At 54.7% G+C, this 18,929-nt stretch carries 13 protein-coding genes and 1 riboswitch; of the genes, 9 read left to right on the forward strand and 4 right to left on the reverse strand.

Annotated features, from left to right (window positions below; all coding sequences use genetic code 11):
* Positions 1 to 22 precede the first annotated feature (22 nt).
* Entirely contained in the window at positions 23 to 1,462 is a 1,440-nt protein-coding gene (locus KP808_RS02675) for a TolC family outer membrane protein (protein WP_058399891.1), read from the reverse strand.
* A gap of 162 nt (positions 1,463 to 1,624) precedes the next feature.
* A riboswitch (TPP riboswitch) is annotated at positions 1,625 to 1,729 on the forward strand.
* 156 nt (positions 1,730 to 1,885) lie between these two features.
* On the opposite strand from KP808_RS02675, the gene thiC reads away from it, so the two are divergent.
* Positions 1,886 to 3,775, forward strand: coding sequence for a phosphomethylpyrimidine synthase ThiC (gene thiC, locus KP808_RS02680; RefSeq protein WP_005743016.1), 1,890 nt, complete (start codon positions 1,886 to 1,888; stop codon positions 3,773 to 3,775).
* Between the two features lie 197 nt (positions 3,776 to 3,972).
* Here the strand turns inward: thiC and KP808_RS02685 are convergent.
* A protein-coding gene (locus tag KP808_RS02685; protein WP_122259038.1) for an IS3 family transposase occupies positions 3,973 to 5,324 on the reverse strand; the annotation gives its coding sequence in 2 pieces (ribosomal slippage) (positions 3,973 to 4,865 and positions 4,865 to 5,324; 1,353 coding nt in all).
* Positions 5,325 to 5,990: 666 nt separating this feature from the next.
* Between KP808_RS02685 and cytX the strand changes: the two genes are divergently transcribed.
* Positions 5,991 to 7,280 (forward strand): putative hydroxymethylpyrimidine transporter CytX, encoded by a 1,290-nt coding sequence (cytX, locus tag KP808_RS02690; RefSeq protein ID WP_230017399.1) that lies wholly within the window; start codon positions 5,991 to 5,993, stop codon positions 7,278 to 7,280.
* Here the strand turns inward: cytX and KP808_RS02695 are convergent.
* Positions 7,249 to 7,995 (reverse strand): RsiV family protein, encoded by a 747-nt coding sequence (locus KP808_RS02695; protein WP_004654549.1) that lies wholly within the window; start codon positions 7,993 to 7,995, stop codon positions 7,249 to 7,251. The genes cytX and KP808_RS02695 overlap by 32 nt on opposite strands.
* Positions 7,996 to 8,202: 207 nt before the next feature.
* Between KP808_RS02695 and KP808_RS02700 the strand changes: the two genes are divergently transcribed.
* Both KP808_RS02700 and KP808_RS02705 read left to right on the forward strand, forming a co-directional pair.
* Positions 8,203 to 8,820 (forward strand): NUDIX domain-containing protein, encoded by a 618-nt coding sequence (locus KP808_RS02700; protein ID WP_002551795.1) that lies wholly within the window; start codon positions 8,203 to 8,205, stop codon positions 8,818 to 8,820.
* On the forward strand, positions 8,811 to 9,263 hold the full coding sequence (locus KP808_RS02705) for a DUF1249 domain-containing protein (RefSeq protein ID WP_002551796.1): 453 nt from the start codon (positions 8,811 to 8,813) through the stop codon (positions 9,261 to 9,263). Before KP808_RS02700 ends, KP808_RS02705 begins: the two co-directional genes overlap by 10 nt.
* Positions 9,264 to 9,566: 303 nt before the next feature.
* Here KP808_RS02705 and KP808_RS02710 read toward each other — a convergent pair whose 3' ends face one another.
* Positions 9,567 to 13,547: an NACHT domain-containing protein gene (locus KP808_RS02710; RefSeq protein ID WP_230017400.1), complete on the reverse strand. Its 3,981-nt coding sequence runs from the start codon at positions 13,545 to 13,547 to the stop codon at positions 9,567 to 9,569.
* Between the two features lie 382 nt (positions 13,548 to 13,929).
* Here KP808_RS02710 and cpdA point away from each other — a divergent pair, with 382 nt between their 5' ends.
* From cpdA to KP808_RS02735, 5 genes are all read left to right on the forward strand, one after another.
* On the forward strand, positions 13,930 to 14,736 hold the full coding sequence (gene cpdA, locus KP808_RS02715) for a 3',5'-cyclic-AMP phosphodiesterase (protein WP_230017401.1): 807 nt from the start codon (positions 13,930 to 13,932) through the stop codon (positions 14,734 to 14,736).
* 88 nt (positions 14,737 to 14,824) lie between these two features.
* Positions 14,825 to 15,442: a YqiA/YcfP family alpha/beta fold hydrolase gene (locus KP808_RS02720; protein WP_230017402.1), complete on the forward strand. Its 618-nt coding sequence runs from the start codon at positions 14,825 to 14,827 to the stop codon at positions 15,440 to 15,442.
* A gap of 76 nt (positions 15,443 to 15,518) precedes the next feature.
* Positions 15,519 to 17,423, forward strand: coding sequence for a DNA topoisomerase IV subunit B (parE, locus tag KP808_RS02725; protein WP_002551799.1), 1,905 nt, complete (start codon positions 15,519 to 15,521; stop codon positions 17,421 to 17,423).
* Entirely contained in the window at positions 17,420 to 18,397 is a 978-nt protein-coding gene (locus KP808_RS02730; RefSeq protein WP_230017403.1) for an esterase-like activity of phytase family protein, read from the forward strand. Before parE ends, KP808_RS02730 begins: the two co-directional genes overlap by 4 nt.
* The gene (locus KP808_RS02735; RefSeq protein WP_011167552.1) at positions 18,394 to 18,927 is read left to right on the forward strand and encodes a retropepsin-like aspartic protease family protein; all 534 of its coding nucleotides are present in this window, start codon (positions 18,394 to 18,396) and stop codon (positions 18,925 to 18,927) included. Before KP808_RS02730 ends, KP808_RS02735 begins: the two co-directional genes overlap by 4 nt.
* Positions 18,928 to 18,929: the final 2 nt, after the last annotated feature.

Consider the following 18,929-nt stretch of genomic DNA (forward strand, 5'->3'; position numbering starts at 1 on the left):
GCATCCAGATCGGTCAGCAATCTCAGCGCTTTGCAGGTCGCTCGAAGTTCTTCTGCGCGGCGGTTGCCAGGTCGGGCGGAAGGAAGTCCTTGTCCGGGTTGTAATCAGCCTTCAGGTAGCGTGAAAGATCCTGCAGGTCGCCCGGGTTCAGGGTGCCTGCTGCCTGCTTGAGGCGCAGGTTGTCGAGGATGTAGTCATAGCGTGTGTTGTTGTAGTCACGCACAGAAGCATACAACTGGCGCTGCGCATCCAGCACGTCGACAATGTTGCGGGTGCCCACCTGATAACCGATTTCAGTGGCTTCCAGCGCGCTCTGGTTGGAGATGATCGACTGTTTGCGGGCCTGCACCTGCTCGACATCGGTATTCACCGCACGGTGGAGGTTGCGCGTATTTTCCACCACCTGACGACGCAGGCTTTCACGGCGTTGCTCGCTCTGGCTCAGGCGCGCATAGGCTTCGCGTACCTGTGAACTGGTCAGGCCACCGCTGTAGATCGGGATATTCAACTGCACACCAATACTGCGCTGCTCGACGTCGCCGCCATAATTGCGCCCGGTGTAGTTAGGGTTGCTGAAACCCAGTGCGTCGTTGTCGCCACGCTGATAAGTCGCCACGGCATCGAGTGTCGGGGCATGCCCGGCCTTGCGCTGACGCAGGGTTTCCTCGGCAGCGTTGACCGCGTAGTTACTGGCCAGCAGGTTGAGGTTCTGTTGTGCTGCGGTATCGACCCAGGCCTTGGCATCGTTTGGCGTTGGCGCGAGCACCGGCAAGGTATGCACGATGCCTTCGATGGAGTTGTATTCACGATTGGTCAGCGTCACCAGGGCCTGAAACGCATCGTCCACCTGGCGCTTGGCGAGAATCCGGCTGGCGCGCGAGGTGTCGTAGCTGGCCTGCGCCTGCAACACGTCGGTCTTGTCCGACAGGCCGACATCGAAACGCTCGTTGGCCTGATCGAGCTGGCGTTTGAACGCTGCTTCCTCGGCTTTGGTCGAGGCCAGATTGTCCTGGGCGCGCAGCACGCTGAAATAGCTTTGTGCCGCTTGCAGGATCAGGTTCTGCTCGGTAGCCGACAGCTCGAGTGCCGCCTGCTCGTTGCTCGCCTCGGCGGCCTGCAACTGGAACCAGCGGTCGGCACGGAAGATCGGCTGGCTCAGGGTGGCTTGATAGACGTTACCGCTACGGGTGGCCACGGCTCTGGGCTGGTCGATACTGGTGCGGGTATTGTTGCTTTGCGCGCTGCCGGAAATGTTTGGCAGCAAACCGGCGCGGGCCTGCGGTACGGCTTCCTTGCGGGCATCGTAATCGGCGCGGGATGCCGCAAGGTCGGCATTGTTGTCCACCGCCTGCTGATAGACATTCAGCAGACCTGTCTGGGTCGGCAGTGGCATATCGGCTGCCCACGTCAGGCCGCTGGACGCAAACGAAACGGCCACAACCAACGAAAGTTTGCGCAGCATGAGGCATTCCCTGTTCATGAAGAAAGTAATCACGGTTTTAAGCGAAACCGGGTTAGCGAGTGTAGAGCCAGACTCTTTTAGCAACAATCGGCGATTTGCGCCATTTATCGAGCCCTGTGCAAATAGGCTGGCATTGCGACCGCGCCCCGGCATAGACTGATCGCGTTCTTGTCGGGGTGCCTTGCTATGAGGCTGAGATCGGTTAAACCGGATCCCGTTGAACCTGATCAGGTTAGCGCCTGCGTAGGGAACAAGATTTCTCGTCTCCCGGCGAGTCCTCTTGAGTATCGTCCGGGGTCGATTGTTCAAAAAATGAACAGCGTACGTCTCCTTTCGATACTCAGCACCAGCACTGGTGCACCCGTCCGTCACGTCAGGTCACTCCGACAATAAATCCGCAACCGGATGTCTGGAGAGCCCGTGATGAGTACAACACTAAAAAACGCAGCCCATTTGAGCGAGTCGGCACAAGTCGATTCCGGATCGGTACAGCCGTTTACCCGTTCGCAGAAAATCTACGTTCAGGGCTCACGCCCGGACATCCGCGTGCCGATGCGCGAAATCACCCTGGACGTCACACCGACTGACTTCGGCGGTGAAATCAACGCACCGGTCACGGTCTACGACACCTCCGGCCCGTACACCGACCCCAACGTGATCATCGACGTGCGTAAAGGCCTGGCGGATGTTCGCTCGCCGTGGATCGACTCGCGCAACGACACCGAGCGCCTGGCGGGCTTGAGTTCCAACTTCGGCCAGCAACGCCTGAGCGACGCCGAACTGACCGCGCTGCGCTTTGCTCATGTGCGCAACCCGCGCCGGGCCAAGGCGGGGGCCAACGTCAGCCAGATGCACTATGCGCGTCAGGGCATCATTACCGCCGAGATGGAATACGTCGCCATCCGCGAAAACATGAAGCTTCAGGAAGCCCGTGCCGCTGGCCTGCTGACCCAGCAACATGCCGGGCACAGCTTCGGCGCGAGCATCCCGAAGGAAATCACTGCCGAGTTCGTGCGCGAAGAGATCGCCCGTGGTCGTGCGATCATCCCGGCCAACATCAACCACGTCGAACTGGAACCGATGATCATCGGCCGCAACTTCCTGGTGAAGATCAACGGCAACATCGGTAACAGCGCGCTGGGATCTTCCATCGAAGAAGAAGTCGCCAAGCTGACCTGGGGCATTCGCTGGGGTTCTGACACGGTCATGGACCTGTCTACCGGCAAGCATATTCATGAAACCCGCGAATGGATCATCCGCAACTCGCCGGTGCCGATCGGCACTGTGCCAATCTATCAGGCTCTTGAGAAAGTCGGCGGTGCGGCCGAGGACCTGACCTGGGAGCTGTTCCGCGACACGCTGATCGAGCAGGCCGAGCAGGGCGTTGATTACTTCACCATCCACGCCGGTGTGTTGCTGCGTTATGTGCCGCTGACCGCCAAACGTGTGACCGGGATTGTCAGCCGTGGAGGCTCGATCATGGCCAAGTGGTGCCTGGCGCATCACCAGGAAAACTTCCTGTACACCCATTTCGAAGACATCTGCGAAATCATGAAGGCTTATGACGTCAGCTTCTCGCTGGGCGATGGCTTGCGTCCGGGCTCGATTGCCGACGCCAACGATGCGGCGCAGTTCGGTGAGCTGGAAACCTTGGGTGAACTGACCAAGATCGCCTGGAAGCACGACGTACAGACCATGATTGAAGGCCCCGGTCATGTGCCGATGCAGTTGATCAAGGAGAACATGGACAAGCAGCTGGAGTGCTGCGACGAAGCGCCTTTTTACACTCTGGGCCCGCTGACCACCGATATTGCGCCGGGGTATGACCACATCACGTCGGGCATCGGTGCCGCGATGATTGGCTGGTTCGGTTGCGCCATGCTGTGCTACGTCACGCCCAAAGAGCACCTGGGGCTGCCGAACAAGGATGACGTGAAGACCGGGATCATCACTTACAAGATTGCTGCTCACGCAGCGGACCTTGCCAAAGGCCATCCGGGCGCGCAGATCCGAGACAACGCCTTGAGCAAGGCACGTTTCGAGTTCCGCTGGGAAGACCAGTTCAACCTCGGCCTGGACCCGGACACCGCACGCTCGTACCACGACGAAACCCTGCCCAAGGACTCGGCCAAGGTCGCGCATTTCTGTTCCATGTGCGGGCCGAAATTCTGCTCGATGAAAATCACCCAGGAAGTACGCGAGTACGCCGCCAACCAGCGGATCGAGGCGGTGGATGTCGACGTTGCTAAAGGCCTGGCCGAGCAGGCCGAGCGCTTCAAGCAGGAAGGCAGCCAGCTGTACAAGAAGGTGTAGAGAGCGAGACTCGGAGCGTCGCACGATAGTTGAGATTATCGTTCCGCACGCTCCAGCGTGGGAATGCAGTTCTCGACGCTCTGCGTCGTCAAGAGGACGCGGAGCGTCCAGAAAGGCATGCGACGCGGAGCGTCGCACGATCGTTGAGATTATCGTTCCGCACGCTCCAGTGAACTGCCCCCCAAAAGTTGGACGGTTTAGCTTGCCGCCTGAGCCCTGTACTTTACGGGGCTTTGACCGTTGAGCTTCAGCTTGATGCGGTCATGGTTGTAGTAGTGGATGTACTCATCCAGACCTGCTTTCAACTCATCGATGCTTTCAAACTGTTTCAGGTAGAAAAACTCGGATTTCAGTGTACCGAAAAAGCTTTCCATTGCCGCATTGTCCAGGCAGTTGCCCTTACGGGACATGCTTTGTTTGACGCCTCGTACCGATAGCTTATGGCGATACTGCGCATGTTGATACTGCCAGCCCTGGTCCGAGTGCATCACAAGCTTCGGCTCGTCCTGCAACTGCTGAAGCGCCTTGTCCAGCATGCTGGTGACCAGCTCAAAGCTCGGCCTTGTCGACACTTCATACGCCACGATTTCACCGTTGTACAAGTCCATCACGGGTGAGAGATACAGCTTTCGATTGCCTACCTTGAACTCAGTCACATCGGTCACCCACTTCTGGTTCGGGCGTTGCGCGCTGAAATTGCGCTCCAGCAAATTCGGCGCAATGGTTCCGATTACGCCCTTATAGGAGCGGTATTTTTTGGGGCGCACCACTGATCGCAGGCCCAGTTCTGCCATCAGTCGTTCTACAACCTTCTTGTTGACCAAAATACCTGCATTGCGAATGACCGCCGTGATACGCCGAGCGCCATAAAGGCCTTTCTCCTCGTGGTAAATGCTTTCGATTAACTGTTTCAAAGCAGCATCGGGATCGGGTCTGGATTGCACCTGAACCTGGTAGTAAAACGTGCTGCGTGCCAAGCCCGCCAGCCTCAGCAGAGCGCAAAGCGGGAACCGGCCCCTCAGTTGCTTGATGATCAGGGCTTTTTCGGTTGCCGTCGTTTCTGCTCCTTCAGCTCTTCCAACTTTTTTAGGTAAGCGTTCTCCATGCGCAGATATTCAAGCTCGCTCATCAACTGGTCGCGCGTCTTCTGCGTATCGTCGGCGGTTACTGGTTTGGCGGGATAAGGCTTCTTTGGCATGGCGACAGGCTTTCTTCTGGCAGGAACATACGGGGCTGTACCGCTACTGTAATGCCGCTTTTCCCAAATGACTATTTGGCCGGGATCCCCGATACCAAAATGCGCAGCGGCCTGACGGAGCGACAGCTTGTGTTCACGCCTGTGTTCAAGCACTGAGCGCTTGAAAGCTTCGCTGTATCGAAGACCAGGCTTGCGATGGCCGGTGTGACCATGACTCTTGTAGTTAGCGACCCAGCGTCGAAGCAGACTGAAATCGATCGAGAACTGGCGGGCTACCATACGAAAGCCCATGTTGCCTTCAAGATACGCTTTGACGACAGTGAGCTTGAACTGTTCTGAATACTTACCCATTTGAACACCCCCATGAGGTCGGATTGGTGTCCAACTTCTTGGGGGCAGTTCACCAGCGTGGGAATGCAGTGCTCGACGCTCTGCGTCGTCAAGAGGACGCGGAGCGTCCAGAAAGGCATGCGACGCAGAGCGACGCACGATAGTTGCGATGATCGTTCCGCACGCTCCCGCGTGGAAATGCAGTTCTCGACGCTCTGCGTCGTCAAGAGGACGCGGAGCATCCAGAACGGCATGCGACGCAGAGCGCCGCACGATCGTTGAGATTATCGTTCCGCACGCTCCCGCGTGGGAATGCAGTTCTCGACGCTCTGCGTCGTCAAGAGGACGCGGAGCGTCCAGAACGGCATGCGACGCAGAGCGCCGCACGATAGTTGAGATTATCGTTCCGCACGCTCCAGCGTGGGAATGCAGTTCTCGACGCTCTGCGTCGTCAAGAGGGCGCGGAGCATCCAGAACGGCATGCGACGCCGAGCGTCGCACGATAGTTGAGATTATCGTTCCGCACGCTCCAGCGTGGGAATGTAGTTCTCGACGCTCTGCGTCGTCAAGAGGACGCGGAGCGTCCAGAACGGCATGCGACGCAGAGCGCCGCACGATAATTGCGATGATCCCACGCTCTGCGTCCGATCCCGAATCACCGATCAACACCCCACACGAGACACCAACGTGAACACACCTGGCACCTATTCTCCCGACACCCCTGTACCCGCCAGCCAGCGAGTATTCGGTGGGCGGGATCTGTTTTCCCTGTGGTTTTCCCTCGGCATCGGTTTGATGGTGCTGCAAACCGGGGCCTTGCTGGCACCGGGGCTGGGCATGTCCGGCTCGATGCTGGCGATTTTCCTCGGCACGCTGGTGGGCGTTTTACTGCTCGCCAGTGTCGGCGTGATCGGCAGTGACACCGGTTTGTCTTCCATGGCAGCCCTCAAACTCAGCCTGGGCAGCAAAGGCGCGTCGCTGCCTGCGGTGTTGAACCTGCTGCAACTGATCGGTTGGGGGTCGTTCGAGATCATCGTCATGCGCGACGCCGCCAGTCTGTTGAGCGATCGGGCTTTTTCGCAGGGCAGTCTATTGACCAGTCCGCTGCTCTGGACATTGTTTTTCGGAGCGCTGGCCACTCTGCTGGCGGTCAGCGGGCCATTGACCTTCGTGCGCCGATTCTTACGCAAGTGGGGAATCTGGATACTGCTGGCCGCGTGTTCATGGCTGACCTGGAACCTGCTGAGCAAGGCTGATCTGTCAGCGCTGTGGGCGACATCCGGCGACGGTTCGCTGCCGTTTGCTTCGGGGTTCGACATTGCCATCGCCATGCCGCTGTCCTGGCTGCCGCTCATTGCTGACTACTCGCGCTTCGGCCAACGTGCGAAAAGTGTCTTCGGCGGCACGGCTGCAGGCTTTTTCATCGGTAACTTCTGGCTGATGAGTCTGGGCGCTGCCTATACGTTGGCGTTCGCGCCTAGCGGTGAGGTCAATGCCTTGCTGCTGGCGCTGGCCGGCGCAGGTCTGGGTATCCCGCTGCTGCTGATTCTGCTGGATGAGACGGAAAATGCGTTCGCCGATATGCATTCGGCGGCGGTATCGAGTGCTTTGCTGTCACGCATCAAGGTCGAGCACCTGGCATTGATCATCGGCGTGATCTGCACGCTGATCGCCTGTCTGGCACCGCTGGCCCAATACCAGAACTTCCTGCTGCTGATCGGCTCGGTGTTTGCGCCGCTGTTCGGCGTGGTGCTGGTCGACCATTTCATCCTGCGTCGTCGCAGTGGTCAGGTAGCGGAGGGCGGTTTGCGCTGGATGAGTCTGCTGGCGTGGCTGGGCGGGCTCAGCACCTATCACCTGCTGGCTGGCTTTTACCCGAATGTCGGTGCAACACTGCCAGCGCTCGTTGTCGCTGGCGTGTTGCAGTTGTTGATCGGCGGTGCAATCAACCGCGACCGGGGAACAGTTCCGGCTTGAGGATGCCATTGAGCTGAGGGTAAGGAATCTTCAGCTCGATGTGACCCATCGAATACGGCGCAATGGTATCCACCGAGTACTTGAGGATCACTGCGCCGTAGGTCAGCGCGATGTGTGGCGTGCGCTTGAACGGCCAGGTCTTCATGAACTCGCTGTCTTCATTCATCTTGGTCGAGACCAGCCAGCCCTGGTGGGCCAGTTGGGCCTTCTGCCAGAATTCGCTTTCCTTGCCCGGAATGATCATGTCGGCCAGGGTCAGAACTTTCTGCTGCTGACGCGAATAGTTGATGAACGCCCTGCCGGGGTTGCCGTGGGCACCACCGGTATCCAGATAACTGGAAAGTTCGACAACCACGATACCGTCATGCTGCTCACGTACCTTGGCTTGCAGATAACTGCTGTTGCGACCCTGGGCCTGGCTCAGGAACTGCTCCTGATAGGCTTTGATGGACGCAGGCGGCGAGGCGCTGCTGTCGGCAACGGTCAGTTGCAGCAAGGTCTTCTGGACGATGGCGTCCAATCGCGGCTCATCGGGAAAATGCACGGTATCGATGTTCACCAGCGGGCAGTCCGCCGTGGTGCAGCCTGGCTTGATAAGCTCGGAAGCATCGCGCTGGACTTGCAGCGGTGTGCGCATGTTGGGCGTGAAGAGGCTTTGGCAGGCGCCGAGCAACAGGGCCAGGCAAGCCAGTGAAGTGATCCTCAATAACGACATGTTGATCCTTGGCAGTGTCAGTAAAGGCGGTTGCGTTGTGCGTATGCAGGCTGGTTGGACTGTAAACAACGTCTTCGGTTCGATCATGGCAGATTAGAATTGTTTTAAGTCCCGGCCGTCTACCCTGCATCTTCAAGGGGGCTGCATCTTACCGTCGATGCGCGTTAGGATGACCCGATGTCAAAAACGGCGGCAAGCGAGAAACCCATGACCCAGACCACACGATCTGCACCAAGCGCTTTTGAAACCATACAGCGTGAAAACTGCTTCAAGGGCTTCTATAGGCTGGACAAGCTGCATGTGCGCCACGAACTGTTCGCAGGTGGCATGAGCAAGGAAATCAGCCGCGAGCTTTTCGTTCGCCACGATGCGGTTTGTGTACTGCCGTACGATGCCAAGCGTGACGAAGTGGTGCTCATCGAGCAGTTCCGCGTAGGTGCCATGGAAAAGACCAGCAACCCGTGGCTGATCGAACTGGTCGCCGGGCTGATCGATAAGGATGAGCAGCCGGAAGAAGTTGCTCATCGCGAGGCAGAGGAGGAAGCTGGACTGGTGTTCCGCTCGCTTTGGCCCATCACCAAATACTTTCCTTCTCCAGGTGGCAGTAATGAGTTTGTTCACTTGTACCTGGGGCAGTGCAGCAGTGAGGGGGCAGGCGGAATTCACGGGCTTGAGTCCGAAGGCGAAGACATCCGGGTCACAGTCTGGTCATTCGATGACGCAATGCAGGCGATGAAAGACGGAACAATCAAAAACGCGTCGACGATTATCGCCCTGCAATGGCTGGCGCTGAATCGGGCGGAGATAAGGGGTTTATGGTCGTGAATCTATTGCGCGAGCGCTACCGTGTCGACCTTGCCGGACTGCAGGCTGCGTGTGAGGCCAACTACGCGCGCCTGATGCGCCTGCTGCCCGACATGCGCAACGAACAGCGCTCACGCCGCGTCGCCGTTACACAGGGTGACCAGATGCTGGGCGTACTGGCCGTCGAAGTTTTGCTCGACTGCCCGTACACCACCACCCTGCAAGTCCGCCAGGAACACAGCCTGCCATGGCTGCCGGTGCCTGTGCTTGAGGTTCAGGTCTACCACGACGCGCGCATGGCCGAAGTCATTGGCGCCGAGCATGCGCGGCGCTTTCGCGGGATTTATCCCTACCCCAACGCGGACATGCACCAGCCAGACGAAAAGGCCCAGCTCAATTTGTTTTTGGGGGAATGGCTGAGTCATTGCCTGGCGTGTGGGCATGAGTTTGAGGCGGTGCGCTGAACGAAGTTTTTATCTAGGCGTGTACAAGGCTAATGAAAGTTTCTACAAATTTTAATTTAAAAGATTATTAATGTATCGAGGTTTTTATAGTCGAGTTTTGTGAGGTTGGAATGCTTTAATTATAGCGTTTCTATGATGAACTTTAAGGGGGCACAAAAATATAAGCTGGTTGGCTCCTGAGGTGTGTCTTGCTTTTTTTGTTAAGATTATCATCTTGCCCCGTTAAGGATGCTCCGATTGATTTTTCGCGCTACGGCGGTAAGTTTGTCGGAGCATATATAGGAGAGCTTAAACTGTTACGGTTTAAAAAGGTAAATCGCTATCACGGGCTAAGCTAAGCTTACTTTTGTGCAGCGTTTGCATAGCCGCTAGCAGCTTTCTCTTGCTTTCCCAGTCTTCGGAAGAAATCGTTTCATAAATTGAAATTAGTAGTTTTTCAGGAAGGTGTTTTGGGTTTTTTACTTTTAGAACCTCAAAGAATATGGTTAGGTAATCCTTGCTCTTGGCTAATATGCCTGCGAAGTGTAAGGCATGCTTCACTCTAGGGTTTTCTTTGGATAGCTCGATAATCACTGCTGCGGCATTGGTTTTTTGAGATAGAAACGTTGTATGCGTATTGGTGCTGTCTAAAGGGATATGCCCTTTAGAGCAAAGTATCGACAAGAGATTTATTAGTGATTCATTATTTTCATCTTTTCTAAGTCGCCTTTCTATTTTTGAAGCTGCTATGCTTTTTCGTTGATTGGCATATGGTTTAGAGCTTTGGGCAAGTCTTTCAATTTCAGTTAAAGGCTCGTCTTTTTCCCAATATGAGTCCGGTATTTCGTCAAGAAAGCGAAGGTTGGTCCATTCTGATTCCCCAATAATTTCGGGTGATTCATCTAGGATTCTCTGAATAATAGGGCGTTGGCCTTTATTGTTTATAGTGAAAAGTAGTGCTCTGCTAATTAATGCCTTGGCGTCATCTTTTTTTAGCGTGGTGTAAATGTTTAATAATGCAGAAGGTACCTTTTCCATATGTTCGTCGTGGGCCAAGGACATGCCGAAAAATTTATAAGGAAAGCCTAATGTTGCGATGGATTTGTCGTATGGTAAGTTATTAGGTGTGTAGTTAAGGTCATCGGAGGAAATGCCGTCTTTAATCCACCTTAGCTCTGCGTTTTGCCAGTCTGTAGAGTCTCCAAGTTCACCATTTAACGCTGCATTTGCAAGGCGAATGTATTCTATCTTTTTTTCTGTAAATACTATGCAGTTCAGGAGCGGCCAAGATATTGTGTGAATCCATTGGCCCAACTCAAAAGAACTGTTACTTTTGCAGAGCGACGATAAGCTTATAAGCAGTTCTGATAGAAGTTCTTTAGAAGGTGCTGCATTAAAATTCATAGCATGAGCAAGCCAGCGCCATTCTGGATGTACAGAGGACTGAGGCGGAGATACTAACTTTTGCGCCTTGTGCGAAATCAATTTGAAATTAAAGGAATTAGGTACTCCTTTTAATTTTAGCTCTTCTTGGTCTGATCTGTTTAGACTTTCAAGTATCTCATTTAGCCAGTCTGGTGAGTTGCTTATTTTTGCGACATCATCTGTGCCTTTTTCGGTGGGCCAGAAAGACTCTATAATTGGTAGTTGCAAGTTGGTGTTTGTTGTTTTTTCATTTAGCCAGTTGCTATGATGATTGTTTGAGTGCAAAGCTTTTATTAGTTCTGCAGAATTGTGCAGGTCTTTAGGCCATTTATCTTCTGCGAGATTGAATGCCCAGCTAATGTCGTGTTTAACAAGTTGGGCCAAAGTTTGCCAGGCGCCTAAGGTTCTACAAAAAACAGTATCATCTATCTTTTGTGATAAATGGTCATAGAAAATCTCTTTATATTTGTCCCTATATAGATTTCCAAGTCGAATTTGTTCTTGGCTTGGAGGTAGTTCAGTTGCTCTAAGAGCAAGTCTTAAATATATTATTGTCTGTCCTGGCTGGTTGGCTACCGCGCCATCTTCAAGAATGTCTAATGCTAAAACGCTTCCGGCAAAAATTATCTTATTAAGCTTGCTGGTTTCAATGGGATCTTCGTTCTGTTCGTTCAGCTCACAGCATATCATATGTAAACCGCTTCTTAGATGCTGCTTATCATGAAAGCAACGCCCTGCTGCGAATAGAAATACGTTCCGCCAGTGAGCTGCCCCGGCTATCAACTTCAGGCGCTCAAGAACTTCTTTGTCTGTACCTGTCATAAGGTGCTGAGCAGCCATAAACTCTTGAAGTGATCTAATTTCAAATCCTATTTGATTTTCCTGTGGTGCAACGAGAAAAACTAGCCTTTCCAAAGCCGCAGCTATGATACTTTTCTGCAGGTTGCTTTTTTCAACTCCTGAATGCCCCTCTTTCTCAAGTCGATCGTCCACCAAGTCAGAAAACTGATTTAAGTCAAGTAAAGAATTAGTCCCCCCTGTCCTCTCTGAGCTTACTTGGAGTGTGTGTCCTGCGCTTTGATGTATTGCATCGATGTCTGCTTGATAAGTATTTAATAGTTTTGCTGCTGGGATTGCTCGTTCTTTTTCTCTTCTGTTTATAACTTGATAGTATTCATTGAATAATCTCCAGCGCTCTTTTGGTGGTTCTCCGAGAGTTTCCACCAAAAGCGTCATGATTGTCACTTGCAGTGGGGATTGCATTAGCCTTGCAGTAGACTCTTCGGCGCTGGCTATAGATAATCTGCTTAGAAGTTGTTCTGCCTTGTCTGTATCATTTGACCATCTTCTGTTAATGAGTTTTTTTGCGTACTTTAGGGCTGTGTCAGTATCTAGCGACTTCAGTTTTAAATGTTGAAACAATCTCGGTGAGAAATCGTTGCTGTATCCTTGCGGTCTGGTGGTTGCGATAAGCATTAAATCAGAGTTGGCTTGAAATGCATCAACTAGAAAATCTTGAATTTTTTCAATAACTTGCACTCTGTTTGATGTGGCTGGTACTTCGTCTAGCCCATCAAGTGCAATAAGCCATGGATATGATTTTAACCAGATACGAAGGTCCTCAGGTTCGACCGAATAATCTGTTCTGGTTTTTATGCGTTTAGCGATGTATTGAAGTACGGATGATACTTGGTTGTTTGCTAGTTCAGCAGCGAATTTGTTAAGTTCAATGCGAAAAGGGAACCTGGCTACTAGTAGCTCCCCCATCCCTTCCTCTTGTAAAGTAGATAATACTAACTTTGTTCTTTTTTTTGTTTCTGAGTCGACTTGAAGTTTTGTGCTGTTAATTATTTTTGCGCGATTTATTTGACAGAAAAACTGAGTTAGGGTGCTTTTTCCCTGTCCTGGCCCGCCAACAAAAACTATCTTTCCGTCTTGGTTGGCGGATAGGGTATTCTCATCGTTTTCGGAGGTTGATTCTTTTATATTGCTTTGTGGATCTAGCTTGTTAGAGGATATAGCAATCAATCTCTCTATAGCCCCTACGTTTTGCTCATTCAGAAAGGACGCGCCAAAAGCTTCTTGATTTTCTTCATTACCTTGGCTGGTTTCAGGCTCCGGTAAGTGGTTGGCGTATTCTAATGGAAGATCGACGTACACAGAAGCTAAGGGGATTTCATCTACCCCAGTATTTCCTGCTTGACCTAAGTTTACATAATGTTCAGAGCGCATTTCTTTCTGAATAAAGTTATGCATTACGGCTCGAAAGTCGGGTGTTTTTAACTTTAAATTATTAATTATTTCAGACAGGACGTCGCCAGGAGTAATCCAAGCGGCATAGCTTTTTCTGATCTGTTCTTGTCCATCTAATAGTCTGGATACTTGATCTTGGTCCCAAAGTGTATAGTCTTTTAGCCCGATTTTATTTTTATAAGATTCTATAAGCTTACTTGCCTTGTCTTTGCCCCCTGATTCTGCAACTGATGATAGCGAGATGTTTGTTGCAAATATGTAGTATTCGGGTGTTTTTAGTGTTCTAGTTGTATTTGCAAACTTATCAAGTTCTTTTTTTAGTTCTTTTAATGCCCACTCATTGTCGTCATGTCTTGTTTTTTGACGGAATTTCGCTTGTATTACGATGTACCCGTCCCACTGGTATTTTTTTTCAGGGACTGATGTCGTTCCTTGAAATGTTGCTTCCCTCCCGCCGTCAGGCCCATCACCAAATATTTGTGTTTTACCGCCTAAGATTGAAATCGACAGGGCTTGAATCAATTGCTCGAAGGATCTAGTTGTTAGTCGCGAAAAGTCGTAGTCCATTACCTTGCCTGCTGTAGGAGAAATCTGCTTGACTATAGCGCAGTCGAGTTTCAGCGGCATAGCCAGATCTTTGATTTCAAACGTCCGAGCGCGATATGAGATAACCCATGCTGACGCTGTGCGCTCATCGGTGCGTCGGCTGAGATAATGACCCTCCCCTGAAGCAGCTTCGCGCATTTGAAGCTGGATGCGAAACAGTAAGAATGGGTCTTGGATAATCTTGGGGAGCTGCGAGCACCTAATCTTCAATTCGTTTTAATCTAATGTAGCGATAGATCTCGTTAGGCCGCTGCAAGGCGTCAGCTCTGGCGTCCGGCCACTCCCTTTTTTAACGCGCTCGCTCGCCACCGCATCGCGCGTGAAAGGACGTTATTGTAATTCCCGGTTTACCCGCCCGCTGCCACATCACATAATCGCGCTGAATCCTCTCTGGGAGACGGTCTTGCCAAGCGCAGCCCCTTCATCGTCAGTTTTGCTGGTGCAGATATCCGACAGCCACCTGTTCGCCGAGGCGGACGGGGCGTTGTTGGGTATGAGTACCCGCGACAGTCTGGAAAAAGTCGTTGATCTGGTCCTCGCCGAGCAGCCACATATTGATCTTGTGGTGGCCAGCGGGGATATCTCCCAGGATGGCAGCGTCGAGTCTTACGAAGCGTTTCGCCGGATAAGTACGCAGATCGCCGCGCCCGCGCGCTGGTTTGCCGGTAATCATGATGAGTTGCCGCAGATGGAGCATGTGGCACAGGCTGAAGGGCTGCTTGATCCGATCATCAACATCGGCCAGTGGCGGGTGACGCTGCTGGATTCGGCAGTGCCCGGTTCGGTGCCGGGGTTTCTGGCCGCTGGGCAATTGCAGTTGCTGGAGCAGTCATTGAGCGAAGCGCCTGACCGGCATCATCTGGTCTGCCTGCATCACCACCCGGTGGCCATCGGCTGTGAATGGATGGCACCCATCGGTCTGCGCAATGCTGACGCGTTGTTTGCGGTGCTGGATCGATTCCCGCAGGTTCGGGCCGTATTGTGGGGGCATGTACATCAGGAGTTCGACCAGATGCGTAACGGCGTGCGCCTGCTGGCGTCGCCCTCGACCTGCATCCAGTTCGCGCCGGGCAGTGCCGATTTCAAGGTGGACACCACGGCGCCGGGTTATCGCTGGTTGCGTCTGCATGACGACGGACGGCTGGAAACCGCTGTTTCCAGAGTGGTCGGCATGGAATTCGAAGTCGATTACGGCGGCACCGGCTACTGAATGAGCGGGCGGACACGTTTCCAGTGAGGTGTTGTAGCGTAAGTCCCTGTAAACTACACGGCTTTGCCTTGCACTCGGGAGCGACAGCGTGACGAGCGACACACCTTCATTGCTATACATTCATGGCTTGAACAGCTCGGCCCTGTCGAGAAAGGCCTGTCAGTTGGCCGCGCTGATGAAGTCGTTGGGTCTGGCTGATCGTCTGCAAGTCCCTGAACTGCATCACCATCCGCGTCAGGCTATGGGGCAGCTTGAAACCGCTATAAAGGAGCTGGGACGGCCATTACTGGTCGGCAGCTCGCTCGGCGGCTACTATGCGACTCATTTGGCGCAGCAGCTTGGCCTCAAGGCGGTGCTGATCAACCCGGCAGTCAACCCGCATCAGCTGTTTGACGGGTTTCTCGGCGTGCAGCAGAACCTGTACACCGGCGAGCAGTGGCAGTTGACCGAAGACCATATTCAGGCGCTGGCCGAGCTGGAGGTTCCTGCTCCCCAGGACCCGCAGCAGTTTCAGGTGTGGTTGCAAACCGGTGACGAGACCCTTGATTATCGCCGCGCCGAGAAGTTTTACCGGGCCTGTGCGTTGCGCATTCAGGCGGGTGGCGATCACAGTTTTCAGGGTTTTGCCGAGCAAATGCCCGCGTTGTTGAGCTTTGCCGGGTTTGCCCCCGATCTGCTGCAGCAGATCGACCTGTCGGCGCTATAGGCGATTGATGCCCGGCCTGCTGAATGCAAGAACATTGAACCCCCGAAACTCCATGAAAGATTGATAACGAGAACCCATGGCCAATCCCAGCGCTAGCTCTTATAACGCAGACGCCATCGAAGTCCTCTCGGGCCTCGATCCGGTTCGCAAACGTCCGGGCATGTACACCGACACCTCGCGGCCCAACCACCTGGCTCAGGAAGTCATCGACAACAGTGTCGACGAAGCTCTGGCTGGTCACGCGCGCTCGGTACAGGTCATCCTTCATGCCGACAACTCGCTTGAGGTGTCCGACGACGGCCGCGGCATGCCGGTGGACATTCACCCGGAAGAAGGTGTGTCCGGCGTCGAGCTGATCCTCACCAAGCTGCATGCGGGTGGCAAGTTCTCCAACAAGAACTACCAGTTCTCCGGCGGCTTGCACGGCGTAGGGATTTCCGTGGTCAACGCGCTTTCCACTCAGGTTCGGGTGCGGGTCAAGCGCGATGGCAACGAATACGAAATGACCTTCGCTGACGGCTATAAGGCCACCGAGCTGGCGGTTATCGGCACTGTCGGCAAGCGCAATACCGGGACCAGCGTCTATTTCGCGCCCGATCCGAAGTATTTCGATACCCCCAAGTTCTCGGTCAGCCGCCTCAAGCACGTGCTCAAGGCCAAGGCGGTTCTGTGCCCGGGCCTGCTGGTCAGCTTTGAAGACAAATCCACTAACGAAAAAGTCGAGTGGCATTACGAAGACGGCTTGCGCTCGTATCTGCAGGATTCGGTCAGCGACTTCCTGCGACTGCCGGACGAACCGTTCTGCGGCAGCTTCGCTGGTAACAAGGAAGCGGTCGACTGGGCGTTGCTCTGGCTGCCCGAAGGTGGCGACAGCGTTCAGGAAAGCTACGTCAACCTGATCCCCACGGCGCAGGGCGGCACCCATGTGAACGGCTTGCGCCAGGGCTTGCTGGATGCGATGCGCGAGTTCTGCGAGTTTCGTAACCTGTTGCCGCGTGGCGTCAAGCTGGCACCGGAAGACGTCTGGGAGCGAATTGCCTTCGTCCTTTCGATGAAAATGCAGGAACCGCAGTTTTCCGGGCAGACCAAAGAGAGGCTGTCTTCCCGCGAAGCGGCGGCGTTCGTTTCCGGCGTGGTCAAGGACGCTTTCAGTCTGTGGCTCAATACCCACTCGGAGCTGGGCCTGCAACTGGCTGACCTGGCGATCAACAACGCCGGTCGTCGCCTCAAGGCCAGCAAGAAGGTCGAACGCAAGCGCATTACCCAAGGCCCCGCACTGCCGGGCAAGCTGGCTGACTGTGCCGGACAGGACCCGGCGCGCTCCGAGCTGTTTCTGGTCGAAGGTGATTCCGCTGGTGGTTCGGCCAAGCAGGCGCGGGACAAGGAATTCCAGGCCATCCTGCCCCTGCGCGGCAAGATTCTGAACACTTGGGAAGTGGACGGCGGCGAAGTGCTCGCCAGCCAGGAAGTGCACAACATCGCGGTTGCCATCGGGGTTGATCCGGGCGCGGCGGACATCAGCCAGTTGCGTTACGGCAAAATCTGTATTCTCGCCGACGCCGACTCGGATGGTTTGCACATCGCCACCTTGCTGTGCGCGTTGTTCGTCCAGCACTTCCGTCCGCTGGTCGACGCCGGGCATGTGTATGTGGCCATGCCGCCGCTGTACCGGATCGACCTTGGCAAGGAAATCTACTACGCGCTGGACGAAAGCGAGCGCGACGGAATTCTCGACCGTCTGGTGGCTGAAAAGAAACGTGGCAAACCACAGGTCACCCGATTCAAGGGCCTGGGTGAAATGAACCCGCCGCAACTGCGCGAAACCACCATGGACCCGAACACGCGGCGTCTGGTGCAGCTCACGCTGGATGATTTCGCTGCCACGTCGGAAATGATGGACATGTTGCTGGCGAAGAAGCGTGCAGGTGATCGCAAGTCCTGGCTTGAATCGAAGGGCAACCTCGCCGAGGTCCTGACTTGATACGAGCCTGGCTCGCCGCCCTGACCCTGGTTGCCGCGCCGGTTTTCGCCGCGCCGCTTGAGGTCCTGAAACTGCAATCCGAGCACCCGGTAGACGACATGGTCGGCGGCAATCTGTCGGGTCTGGCCATGTGCAATGGCCAGCTGTGGACCGTTTCCGACCGTGACGACAATGTGCTGTACAGCCTCGATGTGTCGCAAGACACCTGGAAGGCAGAAGCACACCGCATTGACGCACCTGCGCCGCACAGCTTTCTGCCGCTCAAGTTGCGTTCGCTGGCAGGCCTTTCCGCGTTGGTGCGTGGCGGTGATCTGGATTTCGAAGGCGTGAGTTGTGATGCAGCCGGTAATCGCTATCTGGTCAGCGAGGCCTATGGCACGGTGCTCAAGGTTCCGGTCAGTGGTGCGCCGTTCTGGCTGGATTTGCCGCAAGCGCTGATAGAACAGGCGCGCGGCCAGGGCATGTTGCAACACTTCAACGCGATTTTCGAAGGTATTGCCGTGAACGCCTCGGGCGACCGCATCTGGCTGGCCGCCGAGCGGGAGAAACGCGGGCTGCTGGTGGTGCAGCGTGACAAGGAACAATGGAGCTGCGGGCAAAGCTGCGTGCTGCTGTCCGAAGACGGTAAAGACCTGCTGCCTGCAGAACAGGGGCACAAGACCGTGTCCACGGACTTTTCCGATCTGTCGCTCTACAACGGCAAGCTGTTCACGCTTGAACGTGCGGCCTATCGCATCTGTCGGCGTGGGCTTGAGACCGGCCAGGTCGAACGTTGCTGGTCGTTCGCCAAGGAAGCGATGGTGCCTTCGCGTCGTTATGATCAGCCCTATGGCCTGACCGAAGCGCTGGTGGTGGACGAGAAGGGCGCGTGGATCGGCATCGACAATAACTTCGGTGCGCGCGCCGACGGTGAAAAACGCCCGATTGTCTGGCGGTTCGCTGCGCCTGAAGCGGGCTGGAGCGCCGGTCAGTGAGCCAGCCCGCGAATCAACCGCAACCCGGCAAGCGCGCTGGCAAGATATTAATGATCGTGGCCTGGGCTGCTGGCCTGTTTCTGGCGACGCGCTTTTTCGGCAGTTGGGAAGACAAGCAGCAGAACCCTAATACGGTGGTTGCTTCGCAACACGGTGACGGATACATCGAAGTGCAACTGGCGGGTAATCGTCAGGGGCACTTTGTCAGTACCGGCCAGATCAACGGCCGGACGGTAGAGTTCATGATCGACACCGGGGCGACCGACGTGGCTGTACCCGGTGATATGGCTGACAGCCTGGGCCTGAAACGCGGCTTTGCGGTCACAGTCAGCACGGCCAATGGCAACAGCCAGGGTTTTCGGACCACGCTCGACCGCTTGCAACTGGGCGATATTGTCCTGACCAATGTGCGTGCTCTGGTAGCACCCGGTCTGGACGGTGAGCAGGTGCTGCTGGGCATGAGCGCCATGAAACAACTTGAATTCACACAGCGTGGCGGCAACTTGCTGCTGCGCCAGTCAACGAAATAATG

Origin of the sequence: Pseudomonas savastanoi, from assembly GCF_020917325.1 — a bacterium.
GTDB lineage: Bacteria > Pseudomonadota > Gammaproteobacteria > Pseudomonadales > Pseudomonadaceae > Aquipseudomonas > Aquipseudomonas amygdali.